The organism is Citrobacter portucalensis (assembly GCF_002042885.1).
Lineage (GTDB): Bacteria > Pseudomonadota > Gammaproteobacteria > Enterobacterales > Enterobacteriaceae > Citrobacter > Citrobacter portucalensis.
This window is the reverse complement of record NZ_MVFY01000003.1, coordinates 181,017-198,753: the sequence shown is the minus strand read 5'-3', so window position 1 is coordinate 198,753 and position 17,737 is coordinate 181,017. Positions and strand designations below refer to the sequence as shown.

Sequence of the window (17,737 nt, the reverse complement as noted above, 5' to 3'; positions counted from 1 at the left end):
ATTTAATACAGGGCCTGATGGGCCCAATATCCTTCACACAATGACAATAATATCGCCGAATTCGGCTCTTTTCTGGAGTCGCGTTGATGATTATAAGAAACGGTAGTGGTCGCCAAAGGTTAACTCTGGCGAGCGTCGTAGTTTGTGCGCTGTCCATCAATACAGCATATGGCTGGCAACAAGAATATATCGTTGATGCGATGTCAGGGCATACGGCTGAACGTTATACATGGGACAGCGATCACCAACCACGTTATAACGACATTCTGGAAGAACGTATTCGTTCCACTCAGAACGTGGCGGGTCCCGTGGTAAATCTGGCGGATGAGACGCCTATGGATGCGACCAGCGGCATGAGTATGGGCTGGAACTTCCCGCTTTCAAGGCAGGTGACAACTGGTCCGGTTGCCGCGCTGCATTATGACGGTTCAACCACATCTACTTACAACGAATTTGGCGATAGCGCGACGTCGGTAACGCAGAACGATCCGCTGTGGCATGCCAGCGTGAGTTCGTTGGGTTGGCGAGTCAATTCGCAGTTCGGTGATGTGCGTCCGTGGGCGCAAATCAGCTATAACCAGCAGTTTGGCGAGAATATCTGGAAGGCGCAGTCGGGTCTCAGCCGCATGTCAGCAGCGGGTCAGGATGGTAACTGGGTGGATGTCACCGTCGGTGCAGATATGCTGTTGAACCCGCACATGGCGGCTTACGCGGCGCTTTCGCAGGCGGAAAACAGTACCAACAACAGCGACTATATGTACACCATGGGAGTGAGCGCCAAATTTTAACGTAAGTAATCAGCATATAAACATCTTGATTACATGTTGAGATCAACAATCACACGCACTCCAGCGATAGCGTGTACTAACTCATGCGATAAAATTCAGTAACCCGACTTTTTGTCTCGTCATTCATTCCGCATTCCAGGCATTTCATTCCGTCCTGGCGGCATTTCATGCCGTTTTCTCCTGCTCATAAAAGCGCTTCGGTATGGTTGTTGGCAGAGAATTTCCCATTTTGTTTATGCAGGAAGACTGCCATGAAAACTTCTGATTATCAGCGTACCCGCTGGCTGACACTGATCGGCACCATCATTACCCAATTTGCTTTAGGTTCTGTTTATACCTGGAGCCTGTTTAACGGTGCGCTCTCTTCTAAGCTTGATGCGCCGGTGAGTCAGGTTGCCTTTTCCTTTGGCCTGCTGAGCCTCGGGCTGGCAATTTCTTCTTCCGTCGCCGGGAAACTGCAGGAACGTTTTGGCGTGAAACGCGTCACCATGGCCTCCGGTATTTTACTGGGTGTCGGCTTCTTCTTAACCGCCCACTCTGACAGCCTGATTATGCTGTGGCTGAGCGCCGGTGTATTGGTCGGTCTGGCGGATGGCGCAGGCTACCTGTTAACACTTTCCAACTGTGTAAAATGGTTCCCTGAGCGTAAAGGGCTGATTTCCGCCTTTGCCATCGGTTCTTACGGTCTTGGCAGCCTCGGTTTTAAATTCATCGACAGCCAACTGTTGAGCACTGTGGGTCTGGAAAAAACCTTCATGATTTGGGGCGCGATTGTGCTGGTGATGATCGTCTTTGGCTCCACGCTGATGAAAGACGCGCCGAATCAGGAAGTGAAAACGAAAAATGGCGTGGTTGAGAATGACTACACCCTGGCGCAGTCCATGCGTAAACCGCAGTACTGGATGCTGGCAGTGATGTTCCTGACGGCGTGTATGAGTGGGCTATATGTGATTGGCGTGGCGAAAGATATTGCGCAAAGCCTGGCGCATATGGATGTGGCAACGGCGGCAAATGCGGTTACCGTCATTTCTATCGCTAACCTGTCAGGTCGTCTGGTTCTGGGGATTCTGTCCGACAAAATCTCTCGTATTCGCGTTATCACCATTGGGCAGGTCGTTTCGCTGGTCGGTATGGCGGCACTGCTGTTCGCCCCGCTGAATGATGCGACCTTCTTCGCGGCGATTGCCTGTGTAGCATTTAACTTTGGCGGTACCATCACCGTGTTCCCGTCACTGGTGAGCGAGTTCTTCGGTTTGAATAACCTTGCTAAAAACTACGGCGTCATTTACTTAGGTTTCGGTATCGGCAGCATTTGTGGTTCCATTATCGCCTCGCTGTTCGGCGGTTTCTATGTGACCTTCTGCGTTATCTTTGCGCTGTTAATTATCTCGCTGGCACTCTCCACCACCATCCGCCAGCCACAGCGTAGCGTATATACCGAGGCGCACGCCTAAACCTATTAGTAGTCTGATTAATACCTGGCGCATATATTTACAAAAATATATGCGTCATTTGCATTCTCCATAAGCACTTTTTCCCCCTCCTGTGGTCTACTTACCCGCGCCCGTAGACATTTCACTTCTGCTGTTGTCGCATTTTCCCCTGCCTGGTCTGTTTGACTACTGCTCAGGGTGTTTTAATCCCGATTCCCAGGGTTTGTTTGCATGAGATATATTAAGTCGATGACGCAGCAGAAACTCAGTTTCCTGCTGGCAATCTATATCGGTTTGTTTATGAACTGTGCTGTATTTTTCCGGCGCTTTAGCGGATATGCACACGAGTTTACCGTCTGGAAAGGACTCTCTGCGGTTGTTGAATTAGCCGGCACTGTGCTGGTGACCTTCTTTTTACTACGACTTCTCTCTTTATTTGGTCGGCGCGCCTGGCGTGTCCTGACAACGTTAGTGGTGCTGTGTTCTGCCGGTGCCAGCTATTACATGACCTTCCTGAACGTGGTAATTGGTTACGGTATTATTGCCTCCGTAATGACCACGGATATTGATTTATCGAAAGAAGTGGTTGGCTGGCATTTTGTCGTGTGGCTGGTTTCGGTCAGCATTTTACCGTTGGTTCTGATTTGGAGTAATCGCTGCCGCTATACCCTGATGAAACAGATACGTACGCCTGGCATGAGATGGCGCAGCGTGGCGGTAGTTTTACTGGCTGGTCTGATGGTATGGGTCCCGATTCGCCTGCTGAGCATGCAACAGAGAAGCGTTGAGCGAGCAACGGGAATCGATTTACCCAGCTATGGCGGGGTAGTGGCGAATTCCTATCTGCCGTCAAACTGGCTCTCCGCGCTGGGTCTGTACGCCTGGGCACAGGTGGATGAATCCTCAGACAACAAATCGTTGATGAACCCGGCGAAGAAGTTTACCTATGTTGCCCCCAAAAACCTCGACGACACCTATGTGGTCTTTATTATCGGCGAAACGACCCGCTGGGATCATATGGGAATTTTTGGCTATGAGCGCAATACCACGCCAAGGCTCGCCCAGGAGAAAAATCTGGCCGCCTTCCGTGGATATTCCTGTGATACGGCAACCAAACTTTCGCTGCGCTGCATGTTTGTGCGTGAGGGTGGGGCAGAAGAAAACCCGCAGCGTACTCTGAAAGAACAAAACGTCTTCTCCGTGCTCGGCCAGTTAGGGTTCAAGACCGATCTTTACGCGATGCAAAGCGAGATGTGGTTCTACAGTAACACCATGGCGGAGAACATCGCCTATCGTGAGCAGATTGGCGCAGAGCCGCGCAACCGTGGCAAGAACGTTGACGATATGCTGTTGATTACCGAGATGCAGCAGTCTCTGCAAAATAATGAAGATGGTGGCAAGCATCTAATTATTCTGCATACCAAGGGCTCGCATTTTAACTACACCCAGCGCTATACCCGTGATTATGCGCAGTGGAAGCCGGAATGTGTCAATGTTGATAGCGGTTGCTCGAAAGCTGAGATGATCAACTCATTCGATAACTCGGTAACCTATGTTGATCACTTTATTACCAAAGTGTTTGATCAGCTACGCGATAAGAAAGCGATCGTGTTTTACGCCGCCGATCACGGTGAGTCGATTAACGAGCGCGAGCACCTGCACGGTACGCCGCGTAAAATGGCGCCACCTGAGCAGTTCCGCGTTCCTATGATGGTGTGGATGTCTGACAAATATCTGGAAGACCCCGACCATGCGAAGGCGTTTGCACATCTGAAGCAAGAAGCTGATATGAAGGTGCCGCGTCGTCATGTGGAACTGTACGACACCATTTTGGGTTGCCTCGGTTATACCTCGCCAAATGGCGGTATTAACGAGAATAACAACTGGTGCCGTATCCCGGACGCGAATAAGGCGACAGCCCAGTAACTGAGCTGCTGACTTTCTCGCCGATCAAATGGCATTTTGATACTAAGGGATTGACGGGCGCGCAGCTGAGCAGTAAGATGCGCCCCGCATTCGGTGATTGGCGCAGCCTGGTAGCGCACTTCGTTCGGGACGAAGGGGTCGGAGGTTCGAATCCTCTATCACCGACCAAATTAGAAAGCCCGCTCTCTGAGCGGGTTTTTTGCATTTGTGGCTTTTGTAGGCCTGATAAGCGAAGCGCCATCAGGCAAAACATCACGCTATAACAGACACTGCCGGATGCGGCGCAAGCGCCTTATCCGGCCTACAGGCGAAGCGGTATCAGGCAAAACATCACGCTATAACAGACACTACCGGATGCGGCGCAGGCGCCTTATCCGGCCTACAGGCGAAGCGGTATCAGGCAAAACATCACGCTATAACAGACATTGCCGGATGCGGCGCAAGCGCCTTATCCGGCCTACAGGCGAAGCGCTGGCAGGGCGTATTTTTTGTTTTTCCGACCCCACGTTTGACCTTCATTTTATCTGCAAAAATTGTGCACCACTTCCCACTGACTGTTAACGATTCTGTGACATATTCCATTGCCTTTTTTTATATTTGCTTGAAACTTTTTTTGCGCTACTTATGGCTGAAGCTGGCATTTTCCGCTGTGCGCTTTAACGTTCATGGTATTAATCGCTCAGATATGCAGCATTAATTTAGAAAGTTTGAATAAATTGCATAAATGTTAATCACCAAATGTTGCGAAATATGAAGATGTTTATTCTGGCATAGTACGCGTAGCACAAATTTCCCTGCTGAAAATGTCCTTCCGCACTTTTTTTTATCTTTGTTTGTGAATTCTCACCGTTGGCGTAAATCACGGTGACCTGTATTGACGTTTTCACATTCTGTTGACAGATTGTAGGGTATGAGGGGCATTTCATGGAGAATCCGCACTGCAACTCAGTCGCTTATGTGAACGGAATCCCCATCCTCTTAACGCCGACCCGGCCGGGTAAAAAACAAAAAAAGGCCAGGCGGTGCAAACCCACTGCAAAGGGTAAAACAACAAACATCACATTGGAGCAGAAGAATGAGTATTTCCTTGAAGAAGTCAGGGATGCTGAAGCTTGGTCTGAGCCTGGTGGCTATGACCGTCGCAGCAAGCGTACAGGCTAAAACTCTGGTTTATTGTTCAGAAGGATCTCCTGAAGGCTTTAACCCGCAGCTTTTCACCTCTGGCACCACCTATGATGCCAGCTCCGTACCGATCTATAACCGCCTGGTCGAGTTCAAAACCGGTACGACTGAAGTGATTCCGGGCCTTGCTGAGAAGTGGGAAATCAGCGAAGACGGCAAAACCTACACCTTCCACCTGCGTCAGGGCGTGAAGTGGCAGGACAACAAAGAATTTAAACCGACGCGCGATTTTAACGCCGATGACGTGGTGTTCTCTTTCGATCGTCAGAAAAATGCCCAGAACCCGTACCATAAAGTCTCTGGCGGCAGCTATGAATACTTCGAAGGGATGGGTCTGCCGGATCTGATCTCCGAAGTGAAAAAAGTGGACGATAAAACCGTTCAGTTCGTGCTGACTCGCCCGGAAGCGCCGTTCCTGGCTGACCTGGCGATGGACTTCGCTTCTATTCTTTCCAAAGAATATGCTGACAACATGCTGAAAGCCGGTTCTCCGGAGAAAGTGGATCTGAACCCAATTGGTACCGGTCCGTTCCAGCTGCAGCAGTACCAGAAAGACTCCCGTATTCTGTATAAAGCATTCGAAGGTTACTGGGGCACCAAGCCGCAGATCGACCGTCTGGTCTTCTCCATTACGCCTGATGCTTCCGTGCGTTACGCCAAACTGCAGAAGAACGAGTGCCAGGTGATGCCGTACCCGAACCCGGCAGACATCGCGCGCATGAAGCAGGATAAAAACATCAATCTGATGGAGCAGGCGGGTCTGAACGTTGGCTACCTCTCTTTCAACACCGAGAAAAAACCGTTTGATGACGTGAAAGTCCGTCAGGCGCTGACCTACGCGGTAAACAAAGAAGCGATCATCAAAGCGGTTTATCAGGGCGCTGGCGTTGCCGCGAAAAACCTGATTCCGCCGACCATGTGGGGCTATAACGACGACGTTAAAGACTACACCTACGATCCTGAGAAGGCCAAAGCGCTGCTGAAGGAAGCGGGTCAGGACAAAGGCTTTACCGTTGAGCTGTGGGCTATGCCGGTACAGCGTCCATATAACCCGAACGCACGTCGTATGGCAGAAATGGTTCAGGCTGACTGGGCGAAAATTGGCGTTCAGGCCAAGATTGTGACCTACGAGTGGGGCGAGTATCTGAAACGCGCCAAAGCGGGTGAACATCAGGCGGTGATGATGGGCTGGACCGGTGACAACGGGGATCCGGACAACTTCTTCGCGACCTTGTTCAGCTGTGCGGCAGCGAAAGACGGTTCTAACTACTCTCGCTGGTGCTACAAGCCGTTTGAAGACCTGATCCAGCCGGCGCGTGCGACCGACGATCACAACAAACGTATTGAACTGTACAAGCAAGCTCAGGTTGTTATGCACGACCAGGCTCCGGCTCTGATTGTTGCTCACTCCACCGTGTACGAACCAGTGCGTAAAGAAGTGAAAGGCTATGTGGTTGATCCATTAGGCAAACACCACTTCGAAAACGTCTCTGTCGAATAATTAAAAGCAATTAAGGAAGCGCTGCGCCCCGGTGTTGTGTAGGCCGGATAAGCGCAGCGCCCTCCGGCGTAATGCTTTACCCGCGATGCAGTTTGCGTGGGATAAGATTTGTGAGCAATACAGACTCACGGTTCCAGGCCGTGCGTCATTAGAGAGAATCCGGGTTATGTTGCAGTTCATTCTCCGACGTTTGGGACTCGTCATCCCCACGTTTATCGGTATCACTCTTCTCACCTTTGCCTTTGTCCATATGATCCCCGGCGATCCGGTTATGATCATGGCGGGTGAACGTGGGATCTCCCCTGAGCGTCATGCTCAACTGTTGGCTGAACTCGGTCTGGATAAGCCGATGTGGCAGCAGTACCTCCACTATATCTGGGGGGTTATGCATGGTGATTTAGGTATCTCACTGAAAAGCCGCTTACCGGTGTGGGAAGAGTTCGTACCTCGCTTCAAAGCAACGCTGGAACTCGGCGTCTGCGCGATGATTTTCGCCGTCGCAGTGGGTATCCCAGTGGGTGTACTTGCTGCCGTTAAGCGCGGCTCCATTTTCGATCACACGGCAGTTGGCCTGGCGCTGACCGGTTACTCTATGCCGATTTTCTGGTGGGGCATGATGCTGATCATGCTGGTTTCCGTGCAGTTGAACCTGACGCCAGTTTCTGGGCGGGTGAGCGACATGGTGTTCCTTGATGATTCCAATCCGCTAACCGGCTTTATGCTGATCGACACCGCCATCTGGGGTGAAGAGGGCAACTTTATTGATGCGTTGGCGCATATGATCCTGCCTGCGATGGTGCTGGGTACCATTCCTCTGGCGGTCATTGTGCGTATGACCCGTTCATCGATGCTGGAAGTGCTGGGTGAAGATTACATCCGTACCGCGCGCGCCAAAGGCCTGACCCGTATGCGCGTCATCATTATTCACGCTCTGCGTAACGCGATGCTGCCCGTGGTGACCGTTATCGGCCTGCAGGTTGGTACGTTGCTGGCCGGGGCGATCCTGACCGAGACCATCTTCTCGTGGCCGGGACTGGGGCGCTGGCTGATCGATGCGCTGCAACGCCGCGATTATCCGGTGGTGCAGGGCGGGGTGCTGCTGGTCGCGACGATGATTATCCTCGTCAACCTGCTGGTAGACCTGCTGTACGGCGTGGTGAACCCGCGTATTCGGCATAAGAAGTAAGGGGCCATCATGTCACAGGTTACTGAAAATAAAGTTATTGCTGCACCGGCGCCGATGACTCCGCTGCAGGAGTTCTGGCACTATTTTAAACGCAACAAAGGTGCGGTTGTTGGGCTGGTGTACGTTGTGGTGATGATCCTGATTGCGGTCTTTGCCAACGTCCTCGCACCCTACAACCCGGCAGACCAGTTCCGCGATACGCTGCTGGCTCCTCCCGCGTGGCAGGAAGGCGGTACCATGGCGCATCTGTTTGGTACTGATGATGTAGGCCGCGACGTGCTGTCCCGCCTGATGTACGGTGCGCGTCTGTCGCTGTTGGTCGGCTGTCTGGTGGTAGTACTCTCCCTGCTGATGGGCGTGGTTCTTGGGCTGATCGCCGGTTACTTTGGCGGGATTGTCGATAACGTCATCATGCGTGTGGTCGATATCATGCTGGCATTGCCGAGCCTGTTGCTGGCGCTGGTGCTGGTGGCGGTATTTGGCCCCTCGATTGGCAACGCCGCGCTGGCGCTGACGTTCGTGGCATTGCCGCACTATGTCCGTTTGACGCGCGCCGCCGTGCTGGTGGAGGTTAACCGCGACTACGTCACTGCATCTCGCGTGGCGGGAGCCGGCGCGATGCGCCAGATGTTCGTCAACATTCTTCCTAACTGTCTTGCGCCGCTGATTGTTCAGGCGTCGCTTGGCTTCTCTAACGCCATTCTCGATATGGCTGCCCTCGGCTTCTTGGGGATGGGCGCACAGCCGCCTACGCCGGAATGGGGCACCATGCTCTCTGACGTTCTACAGTTTGCCCAAAGCGCCTGGTGGGTTGTGACCTTCCCGGGGCTGGCGATCCTGTTGACGGTGCTGGCATTTAACCTGATGGGTGACGGTCTGCGTGACGCGCTCGATCCCAAACTGAAGCAGTAAGAGGTTCGAGATGGCGTTATTAAATGTAGATAAATTATCGGTGCATTTCGGCGACGTAGGTTCCGAATTCCGCGCCGTAGACCGCATTAGCTACAGTGTGAATCAGGGTGAAGTGGTTGGCATTGTAGGAGAGTCCGGCTCTGGTAAGTCCGTCAGTTCGCTGGCGATTATGGGACTGATTGACTACCCAGGCCGCGTTATGGCCGAAAATCTGGAGTTTAATGGTCGCGACCTGAAGCGCATCTCTGAGAAAGAGCGTCGCCAGTTAGTGGGCGCGGAAGTGGCGATGATCTTCCAGGACCCGATGACCAGCCTTAACCCCTGCTACACCGTCGGCTACCAGATTATGGAAGCTATTAAAGTGCACCAGGGCGGCAACAAAAAAACGCGTATTCAGCGGGCAATAGACCTGCTGACGCTGGTGGGGATCCCCGATCCGGCCTCGCGTCTTGATGTATATCCGCACCAGTTGTCCGGTGGGATGAGTCAGCGCGTGATGATCGCGATGGCGATAGCCTGTCGTCCGAAACTGCTGATTGCCGACGAACCGACAACGGCGCTGGATGTGACTATTCAGGCGCAGATCATCGAGCTACTGCTGGAATTGCAGCAAAAAGAGAACATGGCGCTGGTCTTAATCACGCACGATCTGGCGCTGGTGGCTGAAGCGGCACACAAAATCATCGTGATGTACGCCGGTCAGGTGGTAGAAACCGGAGCCGCGCAGGATATCTTTCGCGCGCCGCGTCATCCTTACACCCAGGCGCTGCTGCGCGCGCTGCCTGAGTTTGCTCAGGATAAAGCACGTCTGGCCTCGCTGCCGGGCGTGGTTCCCGGGAAATATGACCGCCCGAGCGGCTGTTTGCTGAACCCACGCTGCCCCTATGCGACCGACAAATGCCGCGCTGAAGAACCTGAACTGAACCTGCTGGAAGGCGGTCGTCAGTCGAAATGCCACTACCCACTTGATGATGCCGGGAGGCCTGGGCTATGAGTACGCAAAAGGCCACTTTGTCACAGCCGCTGTTGCAGGCTATTGATCTGAAAAAACACTACCCGGTGAAAAAGGGCATGTTCGCCCCGGAGCGCCTGGTGAAAGCGCTGGACGGCGTCTCCTTTACCTTAGAGCGTGGTAAAACGCTGGCGGTGGTAGGCGAGTCGGGCTGTGGGAAATCCACCCTTGGCCGCCTGCTGACGATGATTGAAGTCCCGACCGGCGGTGAGCTGTATTACCAGGGACAGGATCTGCTTAAGCACGACCCGCAGGCGCAAAAGCTGCGTCGGCAGAAAATCCAGATTGTATTCCAGAACCCGTACGGTTCCCTGAACCCGCGTAAGAAAGTGGGGCAGATTCTGGAAGAGCCGCTGCTGATCAACTCCACGCTCAGCAAAGAGGAACGTCGTGAAAAAGCGCTGGCGATGATGGCGAAAGTGGGGCTGAAAACCGAACACTACGACCGCTATCCGCATATGTTCTCCGGCGGTCAGCGTCAGCGTATTGCCATCGCTCGCGGTCTGATGCTTGACCCGGACGTGGTGATTGCCGATGAACCGGTCTCAGCGCTGGACGTTTCGGTGCGTGCGCAGGTGCTGAATCTGATGATGGATTTGCAGCAGGAACTGGGGCTGTCATACGTCTTTATCTCGCACGACCTGTCGGTGGTTGAGCACATTGCCGATGAAGTGATGGTGATGTATTTAGGCCGCTGCGTGGAGAAAGGGACGAAGGACCAAATCTTCAATAATCCGCGTCATCCGTACACGCAAGCGCTGCTCTCCGCAACGCCGCGTCTGAACCCGGACGATCGCCGTGAGCGTATCAAGCTGACCGGTGAACTGCCAAGCCCGCTGAATCCGCCGCCGGGCTGCGCGTTTAACGCCCGCTGCCGTCGTCGCTTTGGTCCGTGTACCCAGCTTCAGCCGCAGTTGAAAGATTACGGCGGTCAACTGGTGGCGTGTTTTGCCGTTGACCAGGATGAAAACCCACAGCAATAAACCTGGGTTATGACCCGATAACCGGAGCCTTGTGCTCCGGTTTTTTTATATTTTCTCTTTACGTCCACAATGTGAGTCCTTTGGCAGAACATTATTCCACAGCGTCTAGAATGTAGTCAGATTCCCTCTAGTCACAAAAATATCTATTTCGCAGTTGCTAACTACCAGGAGCAAATGTGGTCACGATACGCTGGGATATTAAAACAATTGATCGTCTGTCGATGGTTGAGGATGTCCTGAAGGAATTTTCCTGCTGTGATATCAATATCATCTCCATGAAAGTCACGCCTGGGCGGATCCTGATTAAATCCTGGTGCCGCCAGCTACAGGATATTTCCTGTGTGCAATCCTGTTTAAGCCAGCGCGCCGATATTATTCATGTCGCTTACCTCTGTGAGGAGATAAGTGAGCTGTCAACGCCGGAACCGGAACGCCCGCGCTATTTCTCTGACATTATTTGCAGCAGCCAGAGCATGCACGCGCTTATCGAAAAGGCGATAAAAATTGCCGACAGCAAATATACCGTTCTGATACGTGGCGATACGGGGACCGGTAAAGAGCTGCTGGCCCGGGCTATCCATAATTCCGGGCAGCGACGTTTTTATCCGTTTATTCCGGTCAACTGCTCTGCGCTACCTGAGTCGCTAATGGAGAGTGAATTCTTTGGCTATGAGAAAGGGGCTTTCAGCGGCGCGGATTGTAAAGGCAAAAAAGGGCTGTTTGAAATGGCCGATAAAGGCACCCTTTTTCTCGATGAGTTTGGCGAAATGTCGCTGAGCTTACAGGCTAAACTCCTGCGCGTGCTTCAGGATGGCGGGATTCGGCGCGTTGGCGGAGCGCATATTATTCCGGTCAATGTGCGCATTATTGTGGCAACCAATGCCAATCTGGAAGAGATGGTAGAACAACGTCTGCTGCGCGCCGATCTCTATTACCGCATCAACGTGCTTTCACTGACCATTCCACCTTTGCGCGAGCGTCCACAGGATATCAGCCTGCTGATTCGCCACTTTGTGCAGAAATACGCAAAGGAATTCCAGCGGCGGATCATTCTGGATAAAGCCTGTTTTGATGCCCTGCACCATCACACCTGGCCGGGAAACGTGCGCGAACTGGAAAATACCATTATTCGCCTGATGCTGATGGCGGAATCCGATGTTATTACGCGGGAAGAATTAGGGATGGTGAATTTGCCTGCCGTTGAGCGGGGCCCGACAGAACGTCCTTTTAAAGAGCAGGTTCTGTGTGCTGAACGCCAGCTCATTGAACAGATGGTGGAAGATAATGTGTCGTCACGGCATATCGCCAAAGCGCTGGGCGTGTCGCACACCACGGTGCTGAATAAAATTCGCGGCTATCAGCTGGAGAGTGTGAGTTAAGCGCCGCCAGCGTCTGACGGCGCGATATACGTGGGTTATTCAATCAGCTTCAATAAGGGCGACAGGCACAGCAGAATTCCGTACAGCAGGATCAACCAGGTTTTCAGTCCGCGCAGTTTTTCCAGTTGCGTTACTTTATAGATCAGGAAGAACGGAATAATACACGACACAATCCCGTAAAGCGGACTACCTAGCTGGAAGAACACCAGTACCGATACGCGAAATGACACCCAAATGACCAGGGTGATAACAATAAAGGTGCAAATACCCAGCGTAAGCACCAACGGATTAATTTTCTCAATGTCAATGACGCGGCTCAGAACGTTGAGAATAATACCTTTGATCGCTTCGTGGAATCCCAGATAAATACCAAAGAACGCGGTTAATACGGCGAAGATATTTAATACCGTTGAGGTGATATGAATAATCTGCCCAGGAATGACCTGAGCCGCCAGCGCCAGTGCTGAAATATTTTGTTCGAAAGCCGAAACGGCCTCTTCATGGCTAATGGAAAAGGTAAAAGAGAAGGAGAAAAACAGAATGACAGCAATCAGAGTAATGTAACTGATGCGATGCGTACGGATTGCCATACGCGTAGCCAGCACCCGGTCCGCCACCCGTTTGCGGTAGGCGATGTTCATTGGGTTCAACACCTGAATAAACACCGCCGAGAAGAAGCAGAACGGGATGGTTAGCAGTACATCACGAAAGAAGACCGATGCTTCAGGGAAGGCGCTGATATTAGCGAAGTTCCAGTGCGGAACCATCGCAAAACCAAATACGATGATGATACCCACTTTGACCACCACCATCGGGCCGGAGATTTTGAACAGCAGCTTTTCTCCCCCGGAAGCAATGGCGACCAGCACGGCAAAAATGGCCACTTTATAGATTATCGACTGCGAAAGATCGGCCTCGGTCAAGCCGAAGGTTTTAATATATGAGGCGCTGTCAAAAACCACGGATAAGGAATAAATAAATATGCCGTGAATAATCATCAGAAAATAGATGACGCCAAGAAATACGCCCCAGTTTTTTCCCAGGTAATGACTTATAATATCAGTGTAGTCATTGCAGGTTTCGCTTTCTGATAATGTTTTTAAATAAATATCCTGCACAATATAAGTTGCCGGATAAGCAATAATAAAGGCAACGATAAATACCCAAATGCCTGTTAAGCCAATTTGTACCGGCATTAGTACCGTTCCGGCACCAATGGCCATGCCGATACACAGTAATACCCAGCCAAAATCGTATTTCGTAAACGGTATTTTTTTTGAGAATGGTACGGCGGTTGCTGTATTGTTGCTTAATTGTAATGTGTTGTCCTGCATAGAACCCCCTGCCCAAAATACACGTTCTCCCCGAAAGAGGATCGCGTGTATTGCCAGACTGTTGTGCCTTGATTCTCAACAACCTGAACCGAACGACGTCGGTTCAGGCCATATTGGTCAGAATGTTGCCTTTCTGATGGCGTGTTCAAGGTCGTTAATAATATCTTCTGGATCTTCAAGACCCACAGAAAGACGGATAAGCCCGTCGGTAATACCTGCTTTGAGCCGTTCCTCAGGTGCAACGGGCGAATGTGTCATAGACGCTGGGTGCTGAATGAGGGTTTCGGTATCACCGAGACTGACCGCGAGGAGGCACAATTCTACAGAATTGATCATCCGCCTACCAGCCTCGAGGCCGCCGGCGATTTCGAAGCTGATAATTCCACCTGGCAGGCTCATTTGCCGCTGGCCCAGCTCATACTGCGGATGCGAAGTCAGGCCAGGATAATACACCCGAGTAATAGATGGATGCCCTTCGAGGAAGCGGGCGATTTTCAGCGCATTTTCACAGTGGCGTTCCATACGAATGCCCAGCGTTTTAACGCCGCGCAGTGTTAACCACGCATTGAAAGGACTCATGCAGCCGCCGGTGATATCTTTCAGGCCTACAAACCGCGCCTGGTCGATAAACTCCTGCTTACCAACAATGATGCCGCCAATCACATCCCCGTGACCGTTGATATATTTGGTGACGCTGTGAACCACAATATCCGCGCCCAGTTGCAAAGGCTGCTGACAGTACGGCGACATAAAGGTGTTATCCACCACCAGCAATGCGCCCTGTTGATGGGCGATACCGGCCACCGTTTCAATGTCGACCAGCGACAGCGTTGGGTTGGCGGGCGTTTCGATATACACAACTTTGGTTTCTGGTCGCATGGCGGCGCGGATTTCTTCAGGCTTTGCCGCGTCGACAAAGCTGACGTTAATCCCAAACTTCGGCATGCTGTGCGACAAAAACGCGTGGGTGCAGCCGTAAATCGCGCTGGCGGAAACGATATGGTCACCCTGCTGGCAAAGCGTCAACAGCGTTGTGGTGATAGCAGAAATACCGGACGCGGTTGCCAACCCGGCTTCACCTCTTTCCAGTACAGCCAGCTTTTTCTCCAGCGCATCTGTGGTGGGGTTACCCAAGCGGGTGTAAATGTACCCGGACTCTTCGAGCGCAAAGCGGGCGGCACCTTGTTCGGCGCTGTCAAAAACAAACGTTGAGGTCTGGAAAATAGGCGTACTAAGCGCGCCAGTTGAAGGGTCGGGTTGTTGCCCCGCGTGAACGATCTGGGTGTTGAATCCGTAAGTACGACAGTCAGACATGATATCTCCTTTAATTCGGAACAGAACAGCTCACAGTCAAATAGCAATCGCTGTGCCAGAAAATGAACTGATAGATATCAATGTGTTATGTTTTTGTCTGAACTAATGGTCGGCAGGAATGTTGCCAACTGGAAAGAATCTTTCCAGCGTGCTGGTAAGAAAATGGGTGAATTGCGAGGCGCTACGCAGAGCGCAATATTGCGCAGTGATATGGCAAGTGGGCTGCCGTAGAATCAGCGGCAAGCCGGGAATTCCCGGTGAGGCGCAATGTTGCGGGGGCTTGATCCCCGGCGGCATCGGTTGCTGGAAAGAGAAAACCCCCGCACGTTGTTCGGTATAAACCTGGCAACAAAACGGGGGCTGACTTGAACCTGAACAACTCAAGGATAGCCGTGAACAGTTGCCATTGCAACACAGGCGGCTATATGACGCTCGCACAGTTAGGCGTGGCCTTCTGGCACGATTTAGCGGCTCCCATCATCGCTGGCACCATTGCCAGCCTGATTGTGAGCTGGCTGCGTAACAGAAAGTAATGCGCTTTGTAGGCGTCTGCCTGCCGTGATGGCAACATGCGCCCGAACCAGGCCGCAGGGGGCGACCTTGCGGCCTTTTTCGGCTTAAATGCAGATAAATCTCGTCGCCAGGTGCCTATCCTGTCGCGATAATGCACGCTGGGAAGTTTTCAGATACCGCCTCTCTTAATACCGCTACGATCGGGTATACTCTGACGGCAGTTTCGTCTATCCGTGGAGAGTCAGTTTGCGTGTCAGTCGCTCGTTAACAATTAAGCAGATGGCAATGGTTGCGGCCGTTGTTATGGTGTTCGTTTTTATTTTTTGCACCGTTTTGTTGTTCCATCTGGTCCAGCAAAACCGCTATAACACGGCTACGCAACTGGAAAGTATCGCTCGCTCCGTCCGTGAGCCTCTGTCGGACACTATCCTGAAAGGGGATATTCCCGAAGCGGAAGCCATTTTAAAAAGTATTCGGCCAGCGGGTGTAGTCAGTCGCGCCGATGTGGTGCTGCCCAATCAGTTTCAGGCGTTGCGGATGAGTTTTATCCCTGAACGCCCCGTTCCTGTTACGGTGACTCGCCTGTTTGAGCTTCCGGTACAAATTTCGCTGCCGATCTATTCTCTTGAGCGTTCAGCTAACCCGCAACCGCTGGCGTATCTGGTACTGCAGGCGGATTCGTACCGCATGTACAAATTCGTGATGAGTACGCTCTCGACGTTAGTGACCATTTACTTACTTTTGTCGTTAATACTGACCGTCGCCATCTCCTGGTGCATTAACCGCTTGATTGTGCACCCCTTACGTAAAATTGCCCGTGAGCTGAACGATATCCAACAGCAGGATCTGATTGGCTATCAACTGGCATTGCCGCGTCTACATCAGGATGATGAGATTGGTATGCTGGTGCGTAGCTACAATCTTAATCAGCAGTTGATTCAGCGACATAGCGAAGAGCAAAGCGACTTTGCAATGCGTTTCCCGGTTTCCGAACTGCCCAATAAGTCGTTTTTAATGGGGTTGCTGGAGCAGGTTGTTACCCGCCAGCAGACGACGGCGCTGATGATTGTCACCTGCGAAACCCTACGTGACACCGCGGGGGTGTTAACTGAAACTCAGCGGGAAATCCTGCTGCTTACGCTGGTCGAAAAACTCAAGTCGGTATTAGCCCCCAGGATGGTGCTTTCCCAGGTGAGTGGCTATGACTTCGCCATCATCGCCCATGGTGTAAAAGAACCCTGGCACGCTATTACTCTAGGTCAGCAAGTACTCACTATCGTTAACGAGCGATTACCTATTCAGGGTATTCAACTGCGTCCTACCTGCAACATTGGAGTAGCAATGTTCTATGGTGATTTGACCGCAGAACAGCTTTACCGCCGCGCTCTCTCGGCCGTATTAACCTCGCGCCATAAGGGTAAAAATCAAATTCAGTTCTTTGATCCGTTACAGATGGAAGAGGCGCAGCAGCGTTTGACGGAAGAGAACGATATTCTTACCGCGCTGGATAACCGTCAGTTCGCGCTTTGGATGCAGCCGCAGGTGGAAATGTCCAGCGGTAAGGTATTGAGCGCAGAAGCATTATTGCGGATGCAGCAGCCGGACGGAAGCTGGGAGCTGCCCGAAGGATTAATCGACAGGATTGAGTCCTGTGGTCTGATGGTGACGGTTGGTTACTGGGTGCTGGAAGAGACGTGCCGCCAGCTGTCAGCGTGGCAGGAACGGGGTCTGATGCTGCCGCTGTCGGTGAATTTGTCCGCACTACAGCTGATGCACCCGAGTATGGTCTCGGACCTGCTGGAGTTGTTAAACCGCTATCGCATCAAGCCTGGTACGTTGATCCTGGAAGTGACTGAAAGCCGGCATATCGATGATCCCCACGCCGCGGTGGCCATTTTGCGCCCATTGCGTAATGCGGGAGTACGTATCGCACTGGATGACTTTGGCATGGGGTATGCGGGCCTGCGACAGCTGCAGCACATGAAGTCGCTACCGGTGGATGTCCTCAAAATCGATAAGATGTTTGTCGACGGAGTACCTGAGGATTGCAGCATGATCTCCGCCATCATTCAGTTGGCCCACAGCCTTAATTTGCAGATGATCGCCGAAGGTGTCGAAACCGAAGCGCAGCGTGAATGGCTATCACAAGCCGGGGTGGAAGTGGCACAAGGGTTCCTGTTTGCCCGACCGGTTCCGGCAAATATCTTCGAAGAACGTTATCTGGCGCCGGAAAGCGCTGATTACAAAAGTTAAAAAAGGTCTCGCTTGTGCGAG

At 52.1% G+C, this 17,737-nt stretch carries 14 protein-coding genes and 1 tRNA gene; 13 read left to right on the top strand and 2 right to left on the bottom strand.

From position 1 onward, the window contains the following. Positions 1-86 precede the first annotated feature (86 nt). The 11 genes from BZK40_RS06010 (at position 87) to BZK40_RS05950 (ending at position 12,302) form a co-directional block, all read left to right on the top strand. Entirely contained in the window at positions 87-788 is a 702-nt protein-coding gene (locus BZK40_RS06010; protein WP_048227291.1) for an autotransporter outer membrane beta-barrel domain-containing protein, read from the top strand. Between the two features lie 251 nt (positions 789-1,039). Further along, a complete protein-coding gene (locus BZK40_RS06005) occupies positions 1,040-2,242 on the top strand; it encodes an L-lactate MFS transporter (RefSeq protein WP_020996062.1) in 1,203 nt (400 codons plus the stop codon). Between the two features lie 210 nt (positions 2,243-2,452). Then, positions 2,453-4,147: a kdo(2)-lipid A phosphoethanolamine 7''-transferase gene (gene eptB, locus BZK40_RS06000; protein ID WP_032945323.1), complete on the top strand. Its 1,695-nt coding sequence runs from the start codon at positions 2,453-2,455 to the stop codon at positions 4,145-4,147. A gap of 91 nt (positions 4,148-4,238) precedes the next feature. Further along, positions 4,239-4,315, top strand: a tRNA-Pro gene (locus BZK40_RS05995). Between the two features lie 756 nt (positions 4,316-5,071). Then, positions 5,072-5,308, top strand: coding sequence for a hypothetical protein (locus tag BZK40_RS24625; RefSeq protein WP_172111148.1), 237 nt, complete (start codon positions 5,072-5,074; stop codon positions 5,306-5,308). After that, positions 5,223-6,830: a dipeptide ABC transporter periplasmic-binding protein DppA gene (dppA, locus tag BZK40_RS05980; RefSeq protein ID WP_003827414.1), complete on the top strand. Its 1,608-nt coding sequence runs from the start codon at positions 5,223-5,225 to the stop codon at positions 6,828-6,830. The genes BZK40_RS24625 and dppA overlap by 86 nt, the downstream gene beginning before the upstream one ends. Before the next feature lie 166 nt (positions 6,831-6,996). Then, the gene (gene dppB / locus BZK40_RS05970) at positions 6,997-8,016 is read left to right on the top strand and encodes a dipeptide ABC transporter permease DppB (RefSeq protein WP_032945322.1); all 1,020 of its coding nucleotides are present in this window, start codon (positions 6,997-6,999) and stop codon (positions 8,014-8,016) included. Positions 8,017-8,025: 9 nt separating this feature from the next. Beyond that, entirely contained in the window at positions 8,026-8,928 is a 903-nt protein-coding gene (gene dppC / locus BZK40_RS05965) for a dipeptide ABC transporter permease DppC (RefSeq protein ID WP_079934327.1), read from the top strand. A 10-nt stretch (positions 8,929-8,938) separates the two neighbouring features. After that, on the top strand, positions 8,939-9,922 hold the full coding sequence (gene dppD, locus BZK40_RS05960) for a dipeptide ABC transporter ATP-binding protein (protein ID WP_003024317.1): 984 nt from the start codon (positions 8,939-8,941) through the stop codon (positions 9,920-9,922). Further along, positions 9,919-10,923: a dipeptide ABC transporter ATP-binding subunit DppF gene (gene dppF / locus BZK40_RS05955; RefSeq protein ID WP_008786417.1), complete on the top strand. Its 1,005-nt coding sequence runs from the start codon at positions 9,919-9,921 to the stop codon at positions 10,921-10,923. Before dppD ends, dppF begins: the two co-directional genes overlap by 4 nt. A 176-nt stretch (positions 10,924-11,099) precedes the next feature. After that, on the top strand, positions 11,100-12,302 hold the full coding sequence (locus tag BZK40_RS05950; protein WP_057067482.1) for a sigma-54 interaction domain-containing protein: 1,203 nt from the start codon (positions 11,100-11,102) through the stop codon (positions 12,300-12,302). Between the two features lie 35 nt (positions 12,303-12,337). On the opposite strand, the gene BZK40_RS05945 is transcribed toward BZK40_RS05950, so the two are convergent. Continuing rightward, a complete protein-coding gene (locus tag BZK40_RS05945; RefSeq protein ID WP_008786415.1) occupies positions 12,338-13,636 on the bottom strand; it encodes an SLC5/6 family protein in 1,299 nt (432 codons plus the stop codon). Positions 13,637-13,753: 117 nt separating this feature from the next. Continuing rightward, positions 13,754-14,950: a methionine gamma-lyase gene (megL, locus tag BZK40_RS05940; protein ID WP_008786414.1), complete on the bottom strand. Its 1,197-nt coding sequence runs from the start codon at positions 14,948-14,950 to the stop codon at positions 13,754-13,756. Between the two features lie 425 nt (positions 14,951-15,375). On the opposite strand from megL, the gene BZK40_RS24385 reads away from it, so the two are divergent. After that, entirely contained in the window at positions 15,376-15,483 is a 108-nt protein-coding gene (locus BZK40_RS24385) for a type I toxin-antitoxin system toxin Ldr family protein (protein ID WP_003827426.1), read from the top strand. A gap of 226 nt (positions 15,484-15,709) precedes the next feature. Then, entirely contained in the window at positions 15,710-17,716 is a 2,007-nt protein-coding gene (gene hmsP / locus BZK40_RS05925; protein ID WP_075553079.1) for a biofilm formation regulator HmsP, read from the top strand. Positions 17,717-17,737 lie beyond the last annotated feature (21 nt).

Excerpts from the sequence above, each read along its gene's own strand:
- BZK40_RS06010 (WP_048227291.1), top strand. The coding sequence starts at position 87 with ATGATTATAAGAAACGGTAGTGGTCGCCAAAGGTTAACTCTGGCGAGC.
- BZK40_RS06005 (WP_020996062.1), top strand. The coding sequence starts at position 1,040 with ATGAAAACTTCTGATTATCAGCGTACCCGCTGGCTGACACTGATCGGC.
- eptB (WP_032945323.1), top strand. The coding sequence starts at position 2,453 with ATGAGATATATTAAGTCGATGACGCAGCAGAAACTCAGTTTCCTGCTG.
- BZK40_RS24625 (WP_172111148.1), top strand. The coding sequence starts at position 5,072 with ATGGAGAATCCGCACTGCAACTCAGTCGCTTATGTGAACGGAATCCCC.
- dppA (WP_003827414.1), top strand. The coding sequence starts at position 5,223 with ATGAGTATTTCCTTGAAGAAGTCAGGGATGCTGAAGCTTGGTCTGAGC.
- dppB (WP_032945322.1), top strand. The coding sequence starts at position 6,997 with ATGTTGCAGTTCATTCTCCGACGTTTGGGACTCGTCATCCCCACGTTT.
- dppC (WP_079934327.1), top strand. The coding sequence starts at position 8,026 with ATGTCACAGGTTACTGAAAATAAAGTTATTGCTGCACCGGCGCCGATG.
- dppD (WP_003024317.1), top strand. The coding sequence starts at position 8,939 with ATGGCGTTATTAAATGTAGATAAATTATCGGTGCATTTCGGCGACGTA.
- dppF (WP_008786417.1), top strand. The coding sequence starts at position 9,919 with ATGAGTACGCAAAAGGCCACTTTGTCACAGCCGCTGTTGCAGGCTATT.
- BZK40_RS05945 (WP_008786415.1), bottom strand. The coding sequence starts at position 13,636 with ATGCAGGACAACACATTACAATTAAGCAACAATACAGCAACCGCCGTA.
- megL (WP_008786414.1), bottom strand. The coding sequence starts at position 14,950 with ATGTCTGACTGTCGTACTTACGGATTCAACACCCAGATCGTTCACGCG.
- BZK40_RS24385 (WP_003827426.1), top strand. The coding sequence starts at position 15,376 with ATGACGCTCGCACAGTTAGGCGTGGCCTTCTGGCACGATTTAGCGGCT.